At 43.7% G+C, this 22341-nt stretch carries 23 protein-coding genes; 16 read left to right on the top strand and 7 right to left on the bottom strand.

The features are described 5' to 3' along the window. Positions 1–82: 82 nt before the first annotated feature. Complete coding sequence (gene msrA / locus COV43_03620; protein ID PIR25924.1) at positions 83–961, bottom strand: peptide-methionine (S)-S-oxide reductase; 879 nt, start codon at positions 959–961, stop codon at positions 83–85. 143 nt (positions 962–1104) lie between these two features. Here msrA and COV43_03615 point away from each other — a divergent pair, with 143 nt between their 5' ends. Genes COV43_03615 through rsmG form a run of 5 tightly spaced genes read left to right on the top strand, consistent with a single transcriptional unit; the run spans position 1105 to position 5082 of the window. Continuing rightward, positions 1105–2433, top strand: a complete 1329-nt coding sequence (locus COV43_03615; GenBank protein ID PIR25923.1) for an ammonia channel protein — start codon at positions 1105–1107, stop codon at positions 2431–2433. Between the two features lie 27 nt (positions 2434–2460). Beyond that, on the top strand, positions 2461–2802 hold the full coding sequence (locus tag COV43_03610; GenBank protein PIR25922.1) for a transcriptional regulator: 342 nt from the start codon (positions 2461–2463) through the stop codon (positions 2800–2802). A 52-nt stretch (positions 2803–2854) separates the two neighbouring features. After that, entirely contained in the window at positions 2855–3847 is a 993-nt protein-coding gene (locus COV43_03605; protein ID PIR25921.1) for a hypothetical protein, read from the top strand. A gap of 36 nt (positions 3848–3883) precedes the next feature. Then, a complete protein-coding gene (locus COV43_03600; protein PIR25927.1) occupies positions 3884–4489 on the top strand; it encodes a DNA-3-methyladenine glycosylase I in 606 nt (201 codons plus the stop codon). Further along, the gene (rsmG, locus tag COV43_03595; protein PIR25920.1) at positions 4486–5082 is read left to right on the top strand and encodes a 16S rRNA (guanine(527)-N(7))-methyltransferase RsmG; all 597 of its coding nucleotides are present in this window, start codon (positions 4486–4488) and stop codon (positions 5080–5082) included. Before COV43_03600 ends, rsmG begins: the two co-directional genes overlap by 4 nt. Here the strand turns inward: rsmG and COV43_03590 are convergent. After that, a complete protein-coding gene (locus tag COV43_03590) occupies positions 5070–5624 on the bottom strand; it encodes a hypothetical protein (protein PIR25919.1) in 555 nt (184 codons plus the stop codon). The genes rsmG and COV43_03590 overlap by 13 nt on opposite strands. Positions 5625–5897: 273 nt before the next feature. Between COV43_03590 and COV43_03585 the strand changes: the two genes are divergently transcribed. The 11 genes from COV43_03585 to COV43_03535 all read left to right on the top strand — a co-directional run bounded on the left by COV43_03585 (position 5898) and on the right by COV43_03535 (position 16492). Then, entirely contained in the window at positions 5898–6824 is a 927-nt protein-coding gene (locus tag COV43_03585) for a hypothetical protein (GenBank protein PIR25918.1), read from the top strand. Between the two features lie 41 nt (positions 6825–6865). After that, complete coding sequence (locus COV43_03580; GenBank protein ID PIR25917.1) at positions 6866–7801, top strand: chromosome partitioning protein ParB; 936 nt, start codon at positions 6866–6868, stop codon at positions 7799–7801. A gap of 110 nt (positions 7802–7911) precedes the next feature. Further along, positions 7912–8340 (top strand): hypothetical protein, encoded by a 429-nt coding sequence (locus COV43_03575; protein ID PIR25916.1) that lies wholly within the window; start codon positions 7912–7914, stop codon positions 8338–8340. 163 nt (positions 8341–8503) lie between these two features. Continuing rightward, a complete protein-coding gene (locus tag COV43_03570; GenBank protein PIR25915.1) occupies positions 8504–8974 on the top strand; it encodes a hypothetical protein in 471 nt (156 codons plus the stop codon). Continuing rightward, on the top strand, positions 8971–9486 hold the full coding sequence (locus COV43_03565) for a hypothetical protein (GenBank protein PIR25914.1): 516 nt from the start codon (positions 8971–8973) through the stop codon (positions 9484–9486). The genes COV43_03570 and COV43_03565 overlap by 4 nt, the downstream gene beginning before the upstream one ends. Further along, entirely contained in the window at positions 9483–10031 is a 549-nt protein-coding gene (atpH, locus tag COV43_03560; GenBank protein PIR25913.1) for an ATP synthase F1 subunit delta, read from the top strand. Before COV43_03565 ends, atpH begins: the two co-directional genes overlap by 4 nt. Positions 10032–10040: 9 nt before the next feature. Beyond that, complete coding sequence (locus COV43_03555) at positions 10041–11549, top strand: F0F1 ATP synthase subunit alpha (GenBank protein PIR25912.1); 1509 nt, start codon at positions 10041–10043, stop codon at positions 11547–11549. A gap of 14 nt (positions 11550–11563) precedes the next feature. Further along, entirely contained in the window at positions 11564–12421 is an 858-nt protein-coding gene (atpG, locus tag COV43_03550) for an ATP synthase F1 subunit gamma (GenBank protein ID PIR25911.1), read from the top strand. Positions 12422–12471: 50 nt separating this feature from the next. Next, complete coding sequence (gene atpD, locus COV43_03545) at positions 12472–13908, top strand: F0F1 ATP synthase subunit beta (GenBank protein ID PIR25910.1); 1437 nt, start codon at positions 12472–12474, stop codon at positions 13906–13908. 42 nt (positions 13909–13950) lie between these two features. Further along, the gene (gene atpC, locus COV43_03540; GenBank protein PIR25909.1) at positions 13951–14202 is read left to right on the top strand and encodes an ATP synthase F1 subunit epsilon; all 252 of its coding nucleotides are present in this window, start codon (positions 13951–13953) and stop codon (positions 14200–14202) included. 217 nt (positions 14203–14419) lie between these two features. Next, positions 14420–16492, top strand: a complete 2073-nt coding sequence (locus tag COV43_03535) for a sodium-translocating pyrophosphatase (GenBank protein PIR25908.1) — start codon at positions 14420–14422, stop codon at positions 16490–16492. A 503-nt stretch (positions 16493–16995) separates the two neighbouring features. Here COV43_03535 and COV43_03530 read toward each other — a convergent pair. The 5 genes from COV43_03530 to COV43_03510 form a co-directional block, all read right to left on the bottom strand. After that, positions 16996–18390, bottom strand: coding sequence for an MFS transporter (locus tag COV43_03530; GenBank protein PIR25907.1), 1395 nt, complete (start codon positions 18388–18390; stop codon positions 16996–16998). Positions 18391–18460: 70 nt separating this feature from the next. Further along, positions 18461–19486 (bottom strand): peptide ABC transporter substrate-binding protein, encoded by a 1026-nt coding sequence (locus tag COV43_03525; GenBank protein PIR25906.1) that lies wholly within the window; start codon positions 19484–19486, stop codon positions 18461–18463. Positions 19487–19488: 2 nt separating this feature from the next. After that, positions 19489–20460 (bottom strand): peptide ABC transporter ATP-binding protein, encoded by a 972-nt coding sequence (locus tag COV43_03520; protein ID PIR25905.1) that lies wholly within the window; start codon positions 20458–20460, stop codon positions 19489–19491. After that, entirely contained in the window at positions 20457–21344 is an 888-nt protein-coding gene (locus COV43_03515; protein PIR25904.1) for a peptide ABC transporter permease, read from the bottom strand. Before COV43_03515 ends, COV43_03520 begins: the two co-directional genes overlap by 4 nt. Continuing rightward, on the bottom strand, positions 21334–22257 hold the full coding sequence (locus COV43_03510; protein PIR25903.1) for a hypothetical protein: 924 nt from the start codon (positions 22255–22257) through the stop codon (positions 21334–21336). Before COV43_03510 ends, COV43_03515 begins: the two co-directional genes overlap by 11 nt. Positions 22258–22341 lie beyond the last annotated feature (84 nt).

Raw genomic sequence — 22341 nt, 5'->3', positions numbered from 1 at the left:
TGAGGTTGATTTTTGTTGAGCCTCCGAAAAAACACACCGCTCAAGGTCCGCTATCTTGAAAAAATGGGTTTTTCAGGGGGAACTACTTATCTTTCGAACTGAACAACACTTCGCCAGACACCACGTCTACATAGATGCCATCACGGTGATTGTTCCAGTATTCGTTATCAAACGAACGCTCTGTTCCATCTTTTTGCGTTACGTTATATTGCAATGGAGTTAACTTTTTTTTCAATTCTTCGTCGCTTGGTTTGTGAAAAGTGCTGCTCATGTTTTTTGCCTTTTCTTCTTCAATATGGTGAGTGCTTGAAGCTTTACGTTCTTCTTTCGTCCATACTTTATCTAAATAGTCATCTCTTCCCGAACGCGAGCGATAAAATTTGTAGCGTATTGGATTACTTTTGTAATAATCTTGATGATATTGTTCCGCAGAATAAAAGGTTGATGCCGGTAAAATGAGTGTTGCTATAGGTTTGCTGTAGCGGCCAGATTTTTCTAGTGCAGTTTTTGAAGCTTCTGCCAATTGTTTTTCTTTTTCATTTTTATAAAAAATAGCTGAACGATATTGATCGCCACGATCTACAAATTGCCCACCAGCATCGGTAGGGTCTACTTGCATCCAGAAAATGTCGAGCAATTCTTGGTAACTTATTTTCTGAGGGTTATAAAAAATTTGAATGGCTTCAAAGTGTCCAGACCTTCCGCTTGAAACTTCTTCATACGTTGGGTTTGCTTTTTTTCCGCCCGTGTAACCTGACAAAACTTCGGCTACACCTTCGTGTGCTTCGAAAGGACCTTCCATGCACCAAAAGCAACCGCCCGCAAAGGTGGCTGTTTCAAGGTTTTGAGCGTTGAGATTTTTTGTAGCTTCTTTCATGGTAGCTTCTCCTGACGAAGAATGACTACAGGCAAAAAGAAAGGTGAGCAAGAAAAGAGAACAGTATTTTTTAAGTTTTTTCATACGCGAACCATTCCCAATCCGAAGAAGAAAAGCAATGCTTTAGTTTAAACTCAATTGTCAGAAGAGATTTTCAATAAGACCATGAGAGAATGGCAAACTGAAATAAATTTTCCATCTTGCAATTTCTTCTTTGCCTAGTTTATATGTTCCCGGTGAAAAAAATCTACCGTTCCTTTTTTGCATCTCTCTTCCTTCTTATTCTTTCCACACCCGCGTTTGCGGCCGATGCTGATTCCGGTGTTACAGCTTGGATGCTCGTTTCTACTGTCCTCGTATTGCTGATGATTCCTGGTCTTGCGCTTTTCTACGGTGGACTTGTTCGTACCAAAAACGTGCTGGGCAGCATGATGCATAGCTTTGCGGCCATGGCCATTATTGGTGTGTTGTGGGTAGCTTGTGGATATTCAATGGCGTTTGGCGAAGATGTGTTTGGCGGATGGTTTGGTTGGTCGCCACATCTTCTTTTTTTGGACGGCATCGATGGCTCCATCATGACTGCGGGTGTTCCTGAATATGTGTTTGCGATGTTCCAAGGAAAATTTGCCATCATCACGCCAGCCCTTATTGCAGGCGCGTTTGCCGAGCGCATTCGTTTTTGGCCATATTGCATTTTCATCGCGCTTTGGAGCTTGTTTGTCTACAATCCGCTTTGTCATTGGGTGTGGTACGAAAATGGTTTTCTTTTCAAATTAGGCGCCATCGATTTTGCTGGCGGCACTGTGGTTCACATTGCTGCTGGTATCAGTGGTCTTGTGGCTGCACTTTATCTGGGCAAACGAATCGGTTATCCAAAAAGTTCTATGCGACCAAACAACCTTGTCTTCACCTTGATTGGTGCGGGTTTGCTGTGGGTTGGCTGGTTTGGTTTCAACGCCGGAAGTTCCATTGCAAGCAATCTACAAACAGCGCAAGCTTTTACAGCAACACAAGTTGCGGCCGCCTCAGCAGCACTTATGTGGATTTTCCTCGAAGGCATCTTTTTGAAGAAGGCAACGAGTCTTGGTATTGCGAGTGGTATCATCGCAGGTCTTGTTGCCATCACGCCTGCAGCAGGTGTAGTAAAACCTTTGGGTGCGATGGCACTTGGCGCTCTTGCTTCGCTTGTTTGTTACGGCGCCATCATGCTTAAAAACCGACTTGGCTACGATGACACGCTGGATGTGTTTGGCATTCACGGCACCGGCGGTATTTTGGGCGCATTAGGCCTTAGTTTTTTTATTCGAGGCTCAACTGCTGCCGATTTAAAAGCGGCCGCTCTCAGTGCTGGTACAGAGTGGAGTGTATTGCATCAGTTTGGAGTACAGGCCTTAGGTGTTGGCGTTACGCTTGTTTACGCTTCTGCAATGACCTTACTTTTTCTTTTTGTCATCGACAAATGTTGCGGCCTCAGGCTCGATCCAGCTTCGGAACGATCTGGTTTAGATTATAGTCAGCATGGCGAATCAGCATATGGTTTGATGAACCCAGAATAGAATGAACCGCGAAGGAGTGAAGACTGCATGAAATTAGTAATCGCCATCATTCAACCTGATAAGCTAGACGAAGTCCGCGAAGCCTTGCTAGCAGCGGATATCACGCGCATCACCGTTTTGCGAGCATCTGGTCATGGACGCTCACGCAGCTCGCAACTCTATCGCGGACAAGAACGCGCGCCAAGCCTTTCACCAAAAATTCAAATTGAAATTGCATGCAACGATAGCTTCGTTGATAAAATTTGTGAAATTATAATGCGGGTGGCTATTCACAGTGATGGAAAATTAGGCGATGGAAAAATTTTCATCCTTCCCCTGGAAGAATGCGTCCGTATTCGAACAGGCGAAAAAGGTCACGACGCTATTTAAATTTTCCCTAGAATAAAATTGTCACCATAATAAAAATCTTTTACAAAGAAGCATGAAATTTTTCCACAAGCATTTTACACACAGTATATTTCCTTTTTCACTTTTAATTTTTCTGTTTATCAGTCAATCAGTTTTTGCTGATGCAGTACTCATCGATGTCAGCGGCGATGTTTCCGCAAAACTAAAAAAAGATAAACTTGCGATTAGTATAGGCAGCACTCTTCCGGATGCCACAGTTTTAAGTATTGGGGAAAAAAGCAGCGCAAGTCTCATGTATATGAACGGCGAACTTGTTTCGCTGAAAGAAAATGAATGTGTAACCATTGGTGAAAAAATAAAATCAAAACAAGTGAAAAGCACCACCATCATTCCAGGTTTAGCGAGTGCGCTTGAAGAAGTGAAACACATTAAAGGAGAAAATAGCCCAACACTTCATGGAAGAGTAAAAATGGGGAACCCGCAAAGTGGTCCCCCACAAGGATTAGTGCTTGGTGGAGCGTTTTTTGGAGTTGATGGCATTTCTCCAACTCACTCGCGTATTTTTTCAAATCAGAAAAAAATAATTTTCAAATGGAAGCTGGAAGGTAAAACAAAGCTTAATCATCCTTATTTAGTCATCGAAGACGAGCATCAAAAACCATTTTATTCAAGCAAGCTCACACAAAATCAAAATCAATTTAGCCTTTATTCTCCATTACAAAAACTAAAGCCTGGGAAAAAATATTTTTGGTATTTGTCAGAAAAGAAGGGCAAGCAATTGCACATAAAAGGTGCGCGATATTGGTTTCAACTGTTAAACAGCAACGATGAAAAAAATCTCAATGCAAAACTGAAACAGCTTGAGGTTTTACAACTTTCTCCGCAGGCAAGTGCATTGCTCAAAGCTCAAGTGTATTATCAGTTCGATCTTTTTCATGCCATGGTTGATGCACTGGAACCGGTGATGAAGCAAAAACCAAATCCACTTGCGCAAAATCTTTTGTTCCTTGCACATCTTAGAATGGGACATTCAAAACAAGTTGAAGAGTATCGTGAAAAAAAATAAAGTGCAGCTTTGGAAAAGCTTAAAGGACTCAACTTTATGAAAAAAAGATGTGCTTGGGTTACTGAAGACAAAATCTATCAAGACTACCACGATCATGAGTGGGGAGTTCCCGTTTATGACGATAGAGTTTTATTTGAGTTTCTTCTTTTGGAAGGTGCGCAAGCAGGTTTAAGTTGGCTTACTGTTTTAAAGCGGAGAGAATCTTATCGTGAAGCCTTCGCAAACTTTGATCCTCAAAAAGTAGCAAAGTTCTCATCCCAAAAAGTGGAGAAGCTCTTGCTAAACCCCGGCATTATTCGCAATCGATTAAAAGTGGAGGCTGCTATTACGAATGCGAAATGCTTTTTGGAAGTTCAAAGGGAATTTGGAAGTTTTGCAAACTATAGTTGGCAGTTTGTAGGAGGAAAACCGCTTCAAAATAAACGGAAAACCATAAAAGAACTTCCTCCTCATACCGAAATTTCAGATGCTTGGAGTAAAGATATGAAACGGCGCGGCTTTAAATTTGTGGGTTCAACTATTTTATACGCCCATATGCAGGCGGTAGGAATGGTGAATGATCATACGATTGATTGTTTTCGACACGCAGAAATAGCAAGGCTTACCCCTGCACCTTCTCAAAAAAATGGATTAAAACGATGATAAACGATTTGTTTTTTTCTTACATCGATCTTCTTTTAAAGTGGAATGCCAAAATTAATCTCACTGCTATTACTGATCCTGCTGAAATCAAAATTAAGCATATTGAAGATGCTCTCCACGTTTTGCCTTACGTCAAAAATGCAACGAGCCTTATTGATCTCGGCACCGGAGGAGGTATACCCGGAGTGCCAATAAAATTGAGCCTGCCAGAATTACGTGTTGTGCTTCTTGACGCTACTCAGAAAAAAACCAATTTTTTACAACAAGTTATTCTTTCATTGCACTTGAACAACATATCCACAGCATGTGGACGAGCTGAGGATAAAAATCTCCAGAAGCAGTGTGGAAAATTTGACATCGTTATTAGCAGAGCAACATGGGCTTTAAAAGAATATCTTCCACTTGCTGTTCCTTACCTTAAAGAAGGCGGCTCTATCATTGCGATGAAGTCTGCAAAGGCCGATGAAGAGTTATCCGACGCAAAAGAAGTTTTAAAATCTTTATCGCTCCAATTGATTCATCGAGAAGACTATGCGCTTTCAAATCAAGACAAGAGAACACTTTTCGTGTTTGCGTTGGCTCATGAAGGGTGAAGCATCAGCTTTTGATCGCGGATATTATCCCGCTGCCTTTTTTCAAGAAGTGAAAAGCTAGCCTCTGGGGGAAGGTATGAGAAGCAATATTCTTTTAAAAGAGGTGTCTTCAGAGAATCAGTTTCGCCTTCAAAAATATCACTCACAACCACAATTCTATCTCCTAAATCCAGCTTGTTGATAACTTTACATTTCACCCAACCGCAAGTGTTGTAAACAATCGGAATTCCATCTGAATTTAAGCTATGAGCTGTTGTTGAAAACTTGTTGATTTCTTTGCTCGAACGCAATCCAAAAAGAGGGACAAGTTCCAACTGTTCTTGGGCTAAAAGATGCGCCACAAACTGTCCTCGAGCAAGCAATACTTGCGTAGTTCTGTTTTCAGGAGAAAAAACTCCAATTAAGCGAGGATGTTCTTCTACTAATGTGCCCGGCATAATCCAAGTTGCAATCATCCCACATTTTTCTTCTCCTAAAGCTGAAGTGATGAGAAAAATTTCATGGTTTACCCGATGAAAAAACGTTTGAGATCCCTTTATCATGCAACCGCCTTTTTTATCCGTTTTTGGCCCATGGTTTATGTGTATTGAGCTCTAAAAACTACAAACTATGAACTTATAACTGCCGCATATGTTTCACGTGAAACATTGCGTGCTCATATCATGCATAAGCTGCTTGGTCGAGGATCTTTTTGGAATGTTTCACGTGAAACATTTCTTGATTTCTTCTCAAAACCCCGTATAAACAGCGGAGTTACTTAGTTAGCTCCAGCAACTATAACTATTAACTAAAAACTACTTTCAACGGGGGAGTTAATGGCTCAAGTTATTGCTATTTGTAATCAAAAAGGGGGCGTGGGTAAAACGACCACTTCAATCAATCTTTCTGCTTGTTTTGCAGGTGCAGAAAAAAGAGTTTTGCTTATCGATCTCGATCCACAGTCGAATGCCACAACCGGATTGGGCTTCAACAAGTATGAGGCCGAAAAAAGCATTTATAATGTTTTAGTGGAAGATTTTCCAATTGCAGAAGCTGTTCAAGCTACTGAAATGCCTTATCTTTCTCTGCTTCCAGCCAGCCCTGCTTTGGTAGGTGCCGAAGTAGAGCTGGTAACGGTGATGTCTCGAGAAACAAGGTTAAAAGAGCAAATTGATAAAGTCCGTGATGACTATGACTATATTATTATAGACTGCGCACCATCACTAGGCTTGTTGACCCTCAATTCTCTTTGCGCCGCAGATTCTGTTTTGGTTCCCGTGCAATGTGAGTACTTTGCGATGGAAGGGATGGCTGAACTCCAAAAAACCATTCAGTTAGTCCAGCAACGAATAAATCAAAATTTGAGCATTTTAGGTATTGTGCTTACCATGTACGACCCTCGCAACAACTTGTCACGGCAAGTTCAAGAGAGTATGCGCAAGTACTTCAATGAAAAGGTCTTCGAAGTATTGATTCCACGGAACGTTCGCTTAAGCGAAGCCCCAAGTCATGGCAAACCAATCGTCTTATACGACGTAGAGTGCAAGGGAGCTACAAGCTACATTGAATTAGCTCAAGAAGTGATGAAGCACACTGAAGCGAAAGACCTTCCGCTTCACGAAGAAAGAGAAGAGGATGAAGTTGTGGCAGAAGGAGTTGAAGCAGAATTTCAAGCCTCTCCATTCGAAACAGAACTCAGTATTCCAGCGCCCGAACATAATGTATTGCAAGGCGCACTTGATTCATGTGACAGAACTTCATAGTTCACGCGCTCTCTAACCTAAAGAGAGATTACGGAGGTAATATGCAGGGAAGACCAGCCCTTGGAAGAGGGATAGACGCCATTATTCAGAACACTTTTTCGGACGAAAAACGGAAAGTAGAGCCAAAAAAAGAGGAGAAAGTTCAAAAAACTGCCTCTGAAACTGAAAAAACAAGGGAAACGGTTGAAAAAACGTCTCCTTTGCGCATGGTGCCTCTAGATAAAATTATTGCAAATAAAGAGCAGCCACGAAGCCTTTTTGATGAGGAAAAATTGCGTGAACTCTCAGCTTCTATCAAAGAACAAGGCGTTTTGCAGCCCATATTGGTGAAAGAGCTTTCGGAAGAACGTTATGAACTTATTGCGGGTGAGCGTCGTCTTCGCGCCTCGAAGCTTGCGGGTCTTGCTGAAATTCCGGTTATTATAAAGAATGTAAAAACTTCAAAAGACATGCTGGTGCTTGCCATTTTGGAAAATATTCAGCGTGAGGACTTGAATCCTATTGAAGAAGCTATTGCTTATCGCGACTTGGCCGATCGTTTTCAGTATTCCCAAGAAGAAATTGCCGCAGCCATGGGGAAATCGCGAACGGCAGTTACCAACAGCATGCGTTTATTGAAGCTTCCTCAGATTATTCGAGAAGATCTTGCTCAAGGCAGGTATTCGGCCGGGCATGCACGGGCGCTTTTATCGCTCACAACTATTCATGAGCAGTTGAAGTGTAGAGAAACGATTTTGTCCAACACGATCAGTGTTCGTGATCTTGAACGTCATATTCAGAAAAAAATGCAGCCATCATCGCAAGAACAGAAGAAAAGGGAACGCCTCGACCCACAACTTGAAGCCATCACTGACAGGTTAAAGCAAGAGTTGGGAACAAAAGTGAGCATAAAGCTGGGCCAAAAAGGCGCTGGTAAAATTGTGATTGAATACTACAATCAGGCTGATTTAGATCGGATTTACCACAAAATTTCATAATTTCTTGTCTTTTTTACTTTTTTTCTTTAAGAAAGCACCACTTTTCAAAAAGCAGGTGCTTTTTTATTTAAGTAAAAAAACTAGGGGAAAATCAAAAAAAAGGGGGAGAAATGTCAAAAAATAGTAAGTGGTCATCAGGAAATAGTGAAAGTTCAACTCAAATTAATGGTTTATTAGATAATGCCTGTAGTTTTGAAGGAAAACTTCGTTTTGAAGGCATCGTTCAGATTAATGGAAGCTTTCAAGGAGATATTGAGTCTTCTGGAACCCTCATGGTAGGGCCGGAAGCAAATATTGTGGGCAACTTTCATGTTGATACTGTCATTGTAGAAGGTCTTGTGAATGGCGAAGTTGAAGCGGCTTCACGGATTTTTTTGAAAAAAGGTGCGCGTGTTGAGGCAAATCTCAAAACACATAGCCTTATCATTGAAGAGGGCGCGCTTTTCCACGGAACAAGTCAAACCGTTGGGAAAAATATTACACCTTTGCGTCAGCCCACGGAACAAAGACAAGAAAAAGAAGCGAAAACAATAGGATAAAAATCAAAGCGCTTTTCTTTCTTTTTGGCATTTGGGGTAGTTTATTTGCTCAATTCTTCTTCTGAAAGAAGCACAAGATTTTGGCTTGCGTAAAAAAGCAAAGTGTGGTGAATGTGCCCCCGCGATTTTCCAAAACATCGTTTTTATGACTTAAGAGGGAAACATGCTGGCAATTATTGCGTCAGAGGGAATCAATCTTTTTCCTGACGAAACTTTTTTTCTTCAACTGTGCTTTTTCTTGTTCACGCTCTCCTTTTTGAACACGCTTGTGTTTAGGCCGGCGTTGCGTATTTTGCGTCGCCGTTATGAGCTTACCGAGGGTTCATCGCTTGAGGCCAAAAAGTTCACGAAAAAGGCTGAAGAAAATGAGCAAAAAATTCATGCCTGCATCGCTGAAAAACGTCACGCTGCTCGCTTAGAAGGCGACGAAAAAAGAAGAGTGGCCGAAGACACCGCCAGAAAACTCCTCCAGAAAACAAGAGAAGAGATAAAGCTGCAGGTTGAGAAAGCTCGTGTTGAAATTGAACGTGAAGCCGCTGAAACAGAAAAAAACCTTGAAAAAGAAATCACCACTTTAGAAGCGCTTATTCTTTCACGACTTACGCATAAACAAAGAGAGGGGCTTCATTCATGAATGTGATTTTTCCCCTCATTAACTTTGCAATCTTGATTTTTCTTCTCAGAACATTTCTTCGTGCGCCCATCAAAAAATATTTTGCCGAAAGAAATATCAACACTGAGTTTTCTCTTCGCACTGCGCGTGAGGAACATCTTGCGGCAGAGCGTCGTTTGCACGACAGTTCACAACGCCTTAAGCATCTTGATGCGGAGCTTGAGAAAATTGTAGCCGAAATGCACAGTGTGACTGATCACGAATGTATGCTTCTTGCAAAACGAGCAAAAGAGCAGGCGCAAAAAATGCAAGATGAGGCTTTGCGACAGGTGAAAAATGATCGCTTAAAAACACAAGAAGAAATAAAACGAAAAATTCTCGAAAAAGCCTTTGCTGGTATTGAAGCTGAGCTCAACAAAGGTCTGAGTGAGCACGAACAAAACGATATTTTCCAAACTTCCCTCAGCAGCTTTGGGAACCTTCGCTCATTTACTCCCCAAAATCTCGAGCTTTCCGAAGGGGGTGCGGCATGAGCGAGTTCGTAGTTGCAAGACGTTATGCAAAAGCTTTTTTTGAATTAGCGCTTGAAGAGAAAAAAGTGGCTGAATATGAAAAAGAAATCAAAAAACTTGTCGATCTTTTTCATGTGTCGCCATCGGCCTTGCATATTTTTGATGAACAACAAGTAAGCAAATCTCAAAAACATGGTTTAGCCAGATCGTTTGCAGAACACTTGAACCTTTCGCAAGATATTTTGGGCTTTCTTTTTCTTTTGGTGGAGCGTCAGCGCCTTTCGCTTATTGAGCACATTTATCTTGAGTACAAACGCTTGCATGACAAGCTTGAAAATATTGCAAACGCAGAAGTGACCGTGGCGGACGAGCGCTTTTCCGATGAGGCATGTCAATCGGTAGTAAGTATTTTGGGTGGGCTCATTGGAAAAACACCAAAATGTACGGTGACGGTTGATAAAAATATTTGGGGCGGCTTTGTCCTTAAAGTGGGCGATTCCGTTTTTGATTCAAGCCTTAAAGGCCGTCTTCAACGAATGAAGGAAACATTTTCACATCATCAATAAGGAGCAAGAATGAGTATAAGAGCTGATGAAATTAGCCGCATTATTAAAGAACAGATCCGTGACTATGCCGGCGCTGCAGGTGCCGATGAAGTGGGGCAAATTCTCACGTTGGGTGATGGGATTGCCCGCATTCACGGTCTCACTGGCGCTATGGCGGGTGAGCTTGTTGAATTTTCTGGCGGCGTTCGTGGTATCGTTTTGAACCTTGAAGAAGACAACGTTGGTGTTGCCATCATGGGAGAAGACACCGACTTGCACGAAGGCGACGAAGTACGACGCACGGGAAAAATTGCACAAGTTCCGGTTGGTGATGGGCTGCTGGGAAGAGTGGTTGATGGCCTTGGAAATCCTGTTGATGGTCTTGGCGATGTTGTAGCAAGCGAAATGCGTAATATCGAAATTAAAGCCCCAGGAATTGTTGCGCGTCAATCAGTTCACGAGCCGATGCTCACCGGGATTAAAGCCATTGATGCGATGACGCCGGTGGGAAGAGGTCAGCGCGAACTTATTATTGGTGATCGTCAAACCGGAAAAACTGCAGTTGCTATTGATGCTATCATCAATCAAAAAGGCAGCGGCATGAAGTGCTTCTATGTTGCCATTGGTCAAAAAGTTTCAACCGTTGCGCGTGTAGTGGAAAAATTGAAACAACACGGTGCAATGGAATACACTACCGTAATTGTAGCTGGAGCCTCCGCACCTGCGCCATTGCAGTATTTGGCGCCATACGCTGGGGTGACCATGGCGGAATTTTACCGCGACAATGGTGGTCATTCTCTTATTATTTATGATGATCTTTCAAAGCACGCTGTTGCGTATCGTCAACTTTCTCTTTTGCTCCGTCGTCCTCCAGGACGTGAAGCATATCCAGGAGATGTTTTCTATCTTCATTCTCGTTTGCTTGAACGCGCTGCAAAACTCAGCAAAGAGCGCGGATCAGGTTCATTAACCGCACTTCCTATCATTGAAACACAAGCGGGAGACGTTTCTGCTTACGTACCAACAAACGTGATTTCAATTACGGATGGTCAAATTTATCTTGAAAGTGATTTGTTCCACTCTGGAATTCGCCCAGCGATTAACGTTGGACTTTCTGTATCTCGTGTAGGTGGAGCTGCGCAAATTAAAGCCATGAAACAAGTTGCAGGAACAATGCGTTTGGAACTTGCACAATATCGTGAGATGGCAGCGTTTGCACAGTTTGGCGCAGAGCTTGATGAAGCAACGCAAAAGCAAATTCACCGTGGAGCACGACTTGTTGAATTGTTGAAACAAGGCCAATATGTTCCACTCAGCGTGGAAATGCAGGTGGCGCAGATCTTTGCGGGCGTACAAGGTTTGTTAGATGATGTTGAAATCGAAAAAGTATTAGAGTTCGTTACTTTCCTTGAACGCTACATGACTTCACATCGCAAAGAAGTCTTAGATGAAATCATCAAGAAAAAAGCTTTAGATGATGAGCTGAAAGCAAAACTAACAGCCGCAATTAACGAAGCTAAAACGCAGTTTACTGCATAAGACTAGATAGAGATATGGCAAATTTAAAAGACATACGAAAACGCATTTTGTCGGTGAAGAATACGCAAAAGGTAACAAAGGCCATGAAGCTTGTTGCTGCGGCAAAACTTCGCCGTGCGCAAAATGCAGCGCAAGCAAGCCGTATCTATATGGATAATCTTTTGGCCGTTGCCAGAAGAGTTGCTGCTGCAGCGGGTGAAGACCTTCCTGTTTTGATGAACCGCCGCAATGTGAAAAAAATTGACCTCGTTCTCTTTACTTCCGACAGAGGATTGTGTGGCGGGTTCAACGAAAATTTACTTCGTGCCGTGAAAAATTGGATTGCTGAAAAAACCGCAAGTGGTTTTGAAGTTTATCCCATTGTGCTGGGAAAGAAAGGCCGCGAATCTTTGTCTCGCGCGCGTTTGAAAGCACATGTTATTGCGGATCAAGTTCCAGAATCTCATCCTGAAGCCATTACGCACAAAGTTTCAACATTGTTAACAGAACGTTACTATGCCGAAGAAACTGATAGCGTTGTGCTTGTGTACAATCATTTTATTTCAGCAGGAAGACAAGAAGTGTTGTTCGATGAACTTATTCCATTGAGCGCCGAAACTTCTGCGGAGTACGGAATTGAATACCTGTGCGAACCGGAACGAAAAAAACTTTTGGCGGAAATATGCGAAGAAACTATTTTGGGAACCATTCGCCAAGCCTTTCTCGATTCATATGCATCCGAGCTTGCAAGCAGAATGCAAGCAATGGACAGCGCAACGAAAAATGCCAGCGATATGATTGCCGACTTGGCGCTTGTGTACAATCGAGCTCGCCAAGCCGCAATTACTTCCGAATTAATCGATATTTTAGGTGGAGCAGAAGCGATACAATAAAAGAAGCGTGAACGTTTTACATCGTTCACTGGAAACAAGAGGAGCAAAGCATGCAAACTGGAAATGGAACAGGACACACTCAAGCCATGGGGAAAATTACGCAAGTAATTGGACCAGCCGTGGACGTGCGTTTCGAAGAAGGCTTTTTGCCAGAAATCGATTCAGCCTTGAAGGTGAGCAATCCAAGTATCAACGAAAAACCATGGAATTTGACGTTGGAAGTTGCGCTTCAAATGGGAGAGAACACCGTTCGTTGTATCGCCATGGATTCTACCGAAGGTCTCGTTCGTGGAGCTGATGTGGTGAACACAAAAGCCCCAATTATGATGCCCGTTGGAAAAGAAGTACTTGGTCGTATTTTGAACGTAGTTGGAGAGCCGGTTGATGAAGCGGGCGAAGTGAAAGTAAAAAAATCACTTCCTATTCACCGCGAACCACCACCTTTCGAAGAACAGGCAACTGAAGTAGAAATGTTTGAAACCGGAATTAAGGTCATCGATCTTTTGGCGCCATATTCTCGCGGTGGAAAAATTGGTCTCTTCGGTGGAGCGGGCGTAGGTAAAACCGTTATCGTGATGGAGCTTATCAACAACGTTGCCCAGCAACATGGCGGATACTCTATCTTTGCGGGCGTTGGTGAACGTACTCGCGAAGGAAACGATTTGTGGATGGAGATGAAAGAGTCGGGCGTTATCGATCGCTGTGCTCTGGTCTATGGACAGATGAACGAGCCTCCTGGAGCACGTGCAAGAGTTGCGCTTTCAGCTTTGACCGTTGCCGAATATTTCCGTGATGATGAAAAGCAAGATGTACTTTTGTTCATCGATAACATTTTCCGTTTTACGCAAGCTGGTTCAGAAGTGTCGGCACTTCTTGGTCGTATGCCATCGGCTGTAGGATATCAGCCAACGCTTTCAACCGAGATGGGTGGACTTCAAGAGCGTATTACGACAACGAAAAGTGGATCAATTACTTCGGTGCAAGCCGTTTACGTTCCAGCGGATGACTTAACTGACCCCGCGCCAGCAACAACGTTTGCGCATTTGGATGCAACCACGGTTCTTTCGCGTCAGATTGCGGAACTTGGTATTTACCCAGCGGTAGATCCACTGGATTCAACGTCTGCGGTGTTGAGCCCAGAAATTGTGGGCGAAGAGCATTACCGTACTGCGCGTGATGTGCAGGGTGTGCTTCAACGCTACAAAGACCTTCAGGATATCATCGCCATTCTTGGTATGGATGAACTTTCTGAAGAAGATAAACAAATCGTGGCAAGAGCGCGCAAAATTCAACGTTTCTTGTCTCAGCCTTTCTTCGTTGCAAGTCAGTTTACTGGCCTCGAAGGAAAATATGTAAAACTTGCAGACACCATTCGCAGTTTCCGTGATTTGGTGGATGGAAAATACGATCATCTTCCAGAGCAAGCGTTTTACATGGTGGGCAGCATTGATGAAGCGGTAGAAAAAGCAAAAACGCTTCAGGCTTAAACTTAGATGTAGTGCGGATTTTAAGTCCGCAAAGGAAAAAGTATGGAACTGAAAGTCATTACGCCGCAAAAAAAAGTATTTGAGGGAGAGATCACGTCCGTCACATTGCCAGGTGAAGTGGGAGAACTTACCATTTTGCCAGGACACACTTTTCTTGTGGGAAAACTTGATGCAGGAAAAATGAAAATCAGATCCAAAGAAGGCGATACCCTTTTTCGTCTAGGAGAAGGTTTAGTAGAAGTAGCAAAAGATCATGTAACCGTTTTGGCGCAATCGGCTGAAGCTTACACGTAATACCATTTCACTTTCTAAAAAGCCCATGCAGGATAAAACTGCGTGGGCTTTTTTTTGTGGAAAAATGAGAAAGAAGGCATCTCACATCTTGCCTTTTCTTGGCTATTTCGGTAGAAAGCCGCACCCTTATCTAGAGTCGTTATGATGAAGATCTCAAATGGAAGAGTTCTTCATGCTGCATAACAAATTATTTACGATGTGTAACGGAGGATAAATCATGACAGGTCAAACAATGATGTGGTTTGCAATACTGATGTCAGTGGTTGCGTTGCTGTATGCAGCTTTTTTGGCGAAGCAAGTTTCAGATAAAGATCCTGGAACAGAAAAAATGATTGAAGTGGCAGCTGCAATTCGTGAAGGAGCCATGGCTTTTATTAAACGCGAATATCGCATCCTCTTCATTTTTGTGATGGCAGTAGCTATTATACTTGCTGTTGCAAATACTGGCGCCCTAAAGCTCACTGCTGTTGCTTTTGTGATTGGTGCTTTTTGTTCGGGCCTTGCCGGTTTTCTTGGTTTGAACATTGCTACCAAAGCTAACGTGCGAACCGCAAGTGCAGCGCGAATCGGCCTCACCCAAGCGCTTGATGTTGCATTCCGCGGTGGTGCCGTGATGGGGCTTTGTGTTGTGGGTCTTGGAGTGCTTGGCCTTGGTGGACTCTTTCTGATTTTTTCTGGAAAGTTTGGAACGGATGTAAATAATTTAAAAGATGTGGTGCTTCCTATTCTTTCAGGTTTTTCATTGGGAGCTTCTTCCATTGCTTTGTTCGCGCGCGTTGGTGGAGGAATTTACACCAAAGCTGCAGATGTAGGCGCTGATCTTGTGGGAAAAGTTGAAGCTGGCATTCCAGAAGATGATCCGCGAAATCCTGCCACGATTGCCGATAACGTAGGTGACAACGTTGGTGATGTATGTGGAATGGGTGCAGATTTATTCGAGTCTTACGTTGGTGCCATCATCTCAGCTATGGTGCTTGGTGCTACAGCTGGATTAAATGGAGTTATTTTGCCGCTTCTCATTGCAGCCATTGGAATTCTTGCCAGCATCATTGGAACTTTTTTCGTAAAAACAAAAGAAGGTGGAAACCCACAAAAAGCTTTAAACAGCGGCATGTTTGTAGCCGCGGGTTTGTTTGTTGTGGGCGCATATTTTGTAATTCGTTTTACAGTTGGAGATGGCATTACGCTTTCTTCCATGAACATCGACGCGCTTCACATTTGGGGAGCGGTTGTAGTTGGGCTTGTTGCAGGAAGTGCGATCGGAATGGTGACAGAATATTACTGCGCCATGCAACGTAAGCCGGTAAATGAAATTGTAAACTCTTCACTCACCGGAACGGCAACTGTTATTATGTCTGGGCTTGCCTTGGGAAAACGCTCAACGGCGCTTCCTCTTTTCTTTATTGGTGCAGCTGTTCTCGTTAGCTTTAGCCTTGCAGGTTTGTTTGGGATTGCCATTGCAGCTTTGGGAATGTTGGCCACAACAGGTATTCAGTTGGCGGTAGATGCATACGGCCCAGTTGCTGATAATGCTGGCGGCATTGCCGAAATGAGTCAATTAGGGCCAGAGGTAAGAGAACGCACCGATAGTCTTGATGCCGTGGGAAATACAACAGCTGCCATCGGAAAAGGCTTTGCCATTGGTTCTGCAGCATTGACCGCCCTTGCTTTGTTTTCAGCTTTTCGCGAGCAAGCGGGTCTCACTTCAATTGACGTTACCCGTCCAGAAGTAATGGTGGGTATTTTGTTGGGCGGAACGCTTCCGTTTTTATTTAGTGCAATGACCATGCGCGCGGTTGGTCTGGCTGCAAACGAAATGATTGTAGAAGTCCGCAGACAGTTTCGCGAAATTAAAGGCCTCATGGAAGGCACCGCAAAAGCTGATTACGCACGCTGCGTTGACATTTCAACTTCAGCAGCCTTGAAGCAAATGATAAAACCAGGATTGTTGGCAGTTGTTGTTCCAGTGATTGTGGGCTTTGGTTCAAAAGCCATTTGGGGAGATGCAGCACCTCTTGGCGGAATGTTGGTTGGAGTGACCGTAACAGGTGTATTGCTTGCCATCTTCATGTCAAATGCTGGTGGAGCGTGGGATAACGCCAAAAAGCAAATCGAAGGCGAAAAAAGATGCAGCATAAATGGAACCGGAAAAGGCAGCGACCGTCACGCTTCAGCGGTAATTGGTGATACGGTGGGAGATCCCTACAAAGATACTTCGGGTCCATCGCTTAACATTTTGTTGAAGTTGATGAGTGTGATCAGTTTGGTGATTGCTCCATTTTTAGTGTAGTAGCTTGAACCCAAAATAAAAACCCAGGTTGGGAAACAAGCCTGGGCTTTTTTATGTGGTATGTACAAAATTTAGGCTAAATCGATGATGAAAATACGAGCAGTTTCTTCTTCCAGCTGTTCAGCTGGGGTAGTGTTGGGATAGATGAGCTCGGGAACATGAAGTGGAATCTGAATGGGAGCATTGCGGCTTTCTTGCTCTTCACGCTCTCTTCGCAATTTGTCTAAGATGTCAGGGGCTATCATAGGCTCTCCTTTGCTTAAACACTTCCTCTACTCTTATTATCGTCCGCTTTTGATGAAAGTTGCTCTCTATTCCACCGACAACAAACAAAAGCTCTAATTTCTTGAAATAATACTCCTTTTTTCACAAAAAAGAGCCTTGTTTTAAATATTTCTTTCAGATTGATTCGGATAATGTTTTTGTTCTTGCGGCATCAAGTCCATAAAAAAACCCGACGCCATATGATGGCATCGGGTTCAGTCTACTTTAGGAAAGAAATATCAGCCGTATTCGATGGTTGCTATTTCATCTTTCGCAAGCTTAGCAGATGAAGGCGGAGGTGTTTCATCTTCAGCTCCATGTGTTAAACGTTTTAATGGTTTTAAGAAGGCGATCATAATCAAACCAAACAAAATAGTGAAGGCGGCAATTCCGCCAAAGATAGCAAATTCACCAGCATTTTCTGACCACTCGCCAAGAAGACCAGCCAGCTTGTTTCCAAAACCAGTTGTTGCGAAATAAACCCCCATCATGAGGGAGGCATATTTTACCGGAGCCAACTTGGTGATAAAAGAAAGCGCTACGGGTGAAGCAAAAAGCTCACCTATGGTATGGAAGAGGTAGGCCAAAATCAACCAGATCATAGAAGCCTGGGTACCAGAAGAGGTTTGCATGGTTGCAAAAACCATGAAGACAAATCCAAAACCCATGATCATGGTGCCAAGTGCCATTTTATAGAGCGATGAAGATTCCTTTTTAAGTTTTGCACGGACGTACCAAAATTGAGCTGCCATAGTTCCAAAAATCATGATGAAGAACGGATTTAATGACTGAAACCAGCTTGCAGGAATTTCCCAACCTAAAAGAAAACGATTCGTTTTTTCCAAGGTGTAGAGGTTCATAAGACCGCCAGCTTGCTCAAAGGCCCCCCAGAAAACAACGACGATAAGGAACGAGAGAAACATAACGCCCATTCTGTCTTTTTCAATGCGTGTGAGAGGTATGTTTTTTTGTGCATCTGTAAGCTTTTGATTGATACCACTCTCATGATCAACAGAGATAATATATTTTTGCCCCCAAACAAAGACGGCTTGCCCAAGCAGCATTCCAACGCCAGCCAGTGCAAAACCGTAATGCCAGCCTATAAGTTCCCCTACGGTACCTACCACGAAAGAAGAAAGGAAGGCCCCAACATTGATGCCGATGTAAAAAGTGGTGAAGCCTTTATCGCGCATAGGATCGCCGGGTGCGTAGAGGGTTCCGACGAGGGTTGAAATATTTGGTTTTAAAAGACCAACTCCGGCGATGATAAAGCCTAAGGAAGTGTAAAAAAGAAAAAGCCCGTGGAATGCCAGCAAAAAATGGCCAATACAAAGAAGAAGACCTCCGAACATCACGGCTTTTCTTGCACCAAAGACGCGATCGGCAAGCCATCCTCCAGGAATTGACGCAACATACACAAGCATGGTGTACCAACCATAAAGTGCTAAGGCATCTCCTTTTGACCAACCAAGACCACCCATTGGCCCGTTTTTGGTTTCGGCAACAAGATACAGCACCAAAATAGCTCGCATTCCGTAATAGCTAAATCGTTCCCACATTTCTGTGAAAAAGAGGATATAAAGCCCCTTTGGATGTTTGAATTTCGTTCCCAGTGCACTTACAAGAGCTGTCATGTGTCCTCACTTTTGTGATGATGAAAGGAAAAGGATGAAAAAAGTTTGCTGTGATTTAGCGGTAAGGCTTTCAAAAATCAAGGGATTTTCTAATGGTAATATTTATTGTTCCATCATAGTGACAAGAAACATATTGGTCAGCTTCGTATTCTTTGAGCTTGGGTTGAATGCTGCGGCACTCTGTCATAACTTTTGGGCATCTGCTGTGAAAACGACATCCGCATGGCGTGTTGATGGGGCTTGGAACATCACCTACAAGCACAATTCTTTGACGCTTTTTCTGAATCAGAGGATCAGGAATGGGAACAGCGCTCATGAGGGCTTGAGTATAAGGATGAGAAGGATTTTCAAACAGCATTTTCTTTGGTGCAATTTCCACAATTTTTCCCAAGTACATTACGGCAACGCGATCAGAAATATGACGAACGGCCGCGAGATCGTGTGCAATGAAAAGCAAGGTAAGATGATGGCGCTTTTTGAGTTCGTCCAGCAAGTTTAAAATTTGCGCTTGAATTGAAACATCTAAAGCAGAAATGGGTTCATCGCAGACAATGAACTTTGGCTTCAGGGCAAGAGCGCGCGCGATGCCAATACGTTGACGCTGCCCACCGGAAAATTCGTGGGGATAACGGCGAATGAAACGCGGATTTAAGCCTACCTCGTACAAAAGATCTTGCACCATGCGCTCCAACGGCTTTCCCTTTGCAATATTGTAGGTTTTGAGCGGCTCGGCAATAATGTCGCCAACGGTCATTCTGGGATTAAGACTGCCGTAGGGATCTTGAAAAATCATTTGAAAATCTTGGCGCTTTTTCCTCAGTTCTTCATTTGAGAGGGAGGTTAAATTTTTTCCTTCGAAAAGAATTTCACCATCGGTTGGCTTTATCAGCTGTATCAAGGCTCGGCCGGTGGTTGATTTTCCGCAGCCGCTTTCTCCCACAAGCCCAAGGGTTTCGCCCGGCATAATGGAAAACGAAATCCCATCCACAGCTTTTATGGCGCCAACTTTTTTCTTGAGGATAAGGCCTTTCTCAATGGGAAAGTATATTTTTAAATTTTTAACTTCTACCAATGGTTTCATGTTTTGTTCACTCATCACTACAGTTCGTTTGCCTTCCAGCAAAGCGAGTAATGTTCTTCTTCAAAAGAGAAGGTGTCTGGAAACAGTTTGCAACATTTTTCGAGAGCATACTGACAACGAGGCGCAAACGGGCAGCCTTGAAGAGGTTTGCTCATATCGGGCGGTTGGCCAGGAATGGAAGTAAGCTGCTCTTTTTCGGCATCAAGCCTTGGAAGGGAAGCCAAGAGTCCTTTGGTGTAAGGATGTCTGGGGTGCGCAAAAATATCTTCCGTTTTTCCGTACTCCACAATTTTTCCGGCATACATCACCGCAACGTGATCACAGGTTCCAGCAACAACGCCAAGATCATGCGTGATGAGGATAACCGTGGTGCCCAATTCTTCGCGCAGCTTTTGAATGAGTTCCAAAATTTGCGCCTGAATGGTGACATCAAGAGCTGTGGTTGGCTCGTCAGCAATAAGCAGCTTCGGCTTGCACAAAAGTGACATCGCAATCATCACCCGCTGGCGCATCCCGCCCGAAAACTGATGCGGATAATCGTGAATACGTTTGCGTGCTTCGGGAATGCCAACGAGTTCCAACATGTCAATAGAACGCTGCAAGGCTTCAGATGATGAAATGTCTTGATGAGCTTCCAAGGTTTCGGTGAGCTGCCGAGAAATTTTCAGAAAGGGATTGAGCGATGTCATCGGATCTTGAAAAATCATTGCGATGTCATTCCCGCGAAGCTTTGCTATTTTTTCTTCGGGCAGCGAAAGCAAATCGATGCCGTTGTAAAGCGCAGTTCCAGCATCAATACTTCCCGGAGGACAAGGTACCAGCTGCATCAGCGAGAGGCTCGTGATGCTTTTTCCACTTCCGCTCTCGCCCACAATGCCAAGTGTAGCACCTTGCTGCAGCGTAAAGCTCACGCCATTCACTGCGCGGAAAGTGCCATCCGGAGTATGAAATGAAACGTGCAAGTTTTCTACTTTGAGCAAAGTCATCAGAGTTTCATTTTCGGATCGAGTGCATCTCGAAGTCCATCACCTAAATAGTTGAGCGCAAAAAGCAAAACAGCCAAAATTCCGCCGGGGAACAAAATGAGCCACGGGTACAACTCCATTCCCTGAGCTCCGTCTGAAGTAAGCGAACCCAGTGAAGCCAGCGGAGCTTGCACGCCCAAACCCAAGAAGCTTAAAAAAGCTTCCACCAAAATGAGCCGGGGAACCATGAGCGTAACGTAAACAATAATAGGGCCCAACGCATTTGGAATAAGATGTCTGAAAATAATGGCGCGATGTCCAACTCCACAGGAAACAGCGGCTTCGATGAATTCTTTTTTGCGAATGGACATAACTTGGCCACGAACAATACGCGCCATGGTGAGCCATGATACAGCGCCGATGGCAGCAAAGAGCAACAAAATATTTCTGCCAAAAACGGTCATGAGCACGATGACAAAAAACATGTAAGGAAGCGCATAAAGAATATCAACAATGCGCATCATGAGCGAATCGATTTTTCCACCGAAGTAACCAGAAACAGCACCCCAAACAACACCAATGACAAACGTGACAAGCGTTGATGTGACGCCAATGGCAAGGGAAATGCGAAGTCCAAAAAGACAGCGAGAAAAAAGGTCGCGGCCTAAAACATCGGTGCCAAAAAAATGAGCAAAGCTAGGGCCTTGTCCGATGGCGCTATAATTGACAGTGTCTACTTCGTAGGGAGAAATGAGAGGGCTCAGCAAAGAGAGCGCAGCTGTTAGCAGAATAAAAGCGCCACTTGCAACCGCCATGCGGTTTTTGAGCAAACGCTTCCAAGCATCTTGCCACAGGCTTGTGCCAGCTTCGGCATATTTTTCTTCCACAAGCGCTTCTTTATTCGTCATAACTCACTCGAGGATCAAGCCAAGTGTAGAAAAGATCTACGGCCAAGTTAAAAAAGAGAATTAAAAAAGAAAGAAAAATAGTCAGCCCCAAGGTGAGGGTGTAATCACGATTGAGTGCGCTTTGCACAAAGTGTCTTCCCAAACCTGGAATGTCGAAAATTTTTTCAATCACAATAGAGCCGCCTATCATGAACGCGGCTGCGGGCCCAATGTACGAAACAACGGGAAGCAAGCCACCCTTCAGCATATGGCGAAAAATAATGACACGCTCCTTAAGGCCTTTTGCTCTCGCGGTTCGGATGAAGTCTTGACGAACAATTTCTAAAATTCCGCCGCGAGTAAGGCGCGCAATAGAAGCAGCATAGATAGAGCCAAGGGTGATGGACGGCAAAATATAGTGTAGCGGGCCTTCCCAGCCGCCGATGGGTAGCCATCCTAATTTTACGCCGAAGAAAAGTTGGAAGAGTGGGCCCATGACAAAGTTGGGGATGGAGACGCCGATCATCGCAAAGCCCATGGCCGCGTAATCCCAGCGCGTGTTTTGCCGCAGTGCTGCAAACAAGCCAGCGCCAATGCCGACGAGCAAAGCATAGACCATAGAAAAAAAAGCAAGCTGCATGCTCACGGGAAATCCCAAGGCGATGAATTCGTTTACATCACGATTTGGATATTTGTAGGAAGGTCCAAGATCAAAACGAAAAAGAACACCGCTTATGTAGCGCCAATATTGTTTGTAGAGTGGTTCGTCGAGGTGGTATTTTTTTTCGATATTTTTTTTGATTTCTGCGGGGATGTCCTTTTCTTTATCAAACGGTCCGCCAGGCGCAATGCGAATCATAAAAAAAGAAAAAGTCGTAATGATAAAAACGACAAGCAGTGCTCCAGAAAAACGTTTGAGGATGTAATGTAACATGAACGGCCTTTTTTTAAAAAATATCTTTAAGCGAATTATTTCTACTGTCAATGATCTTTACATTCAAAAAAGAAAAGCTCCTTC

This window comes from Deltaproteobacteria bacterium CG11_big_fil_rev_8_21_14_0_20_42_23 (assembly GCA_002796345.1).
Classification (GTDB): domain Bacteria; phylum UBA10199; class UBA10199; order 2-02-FULL-44-16; family 2-02-FULL-44-16; genus 1-14-0-20-42-23.
The sequence above is the reverse complement of the archived record's forward strand: the minus strand, read 5'-3'. Positions and strand labels throughout refer to the sequence as shown.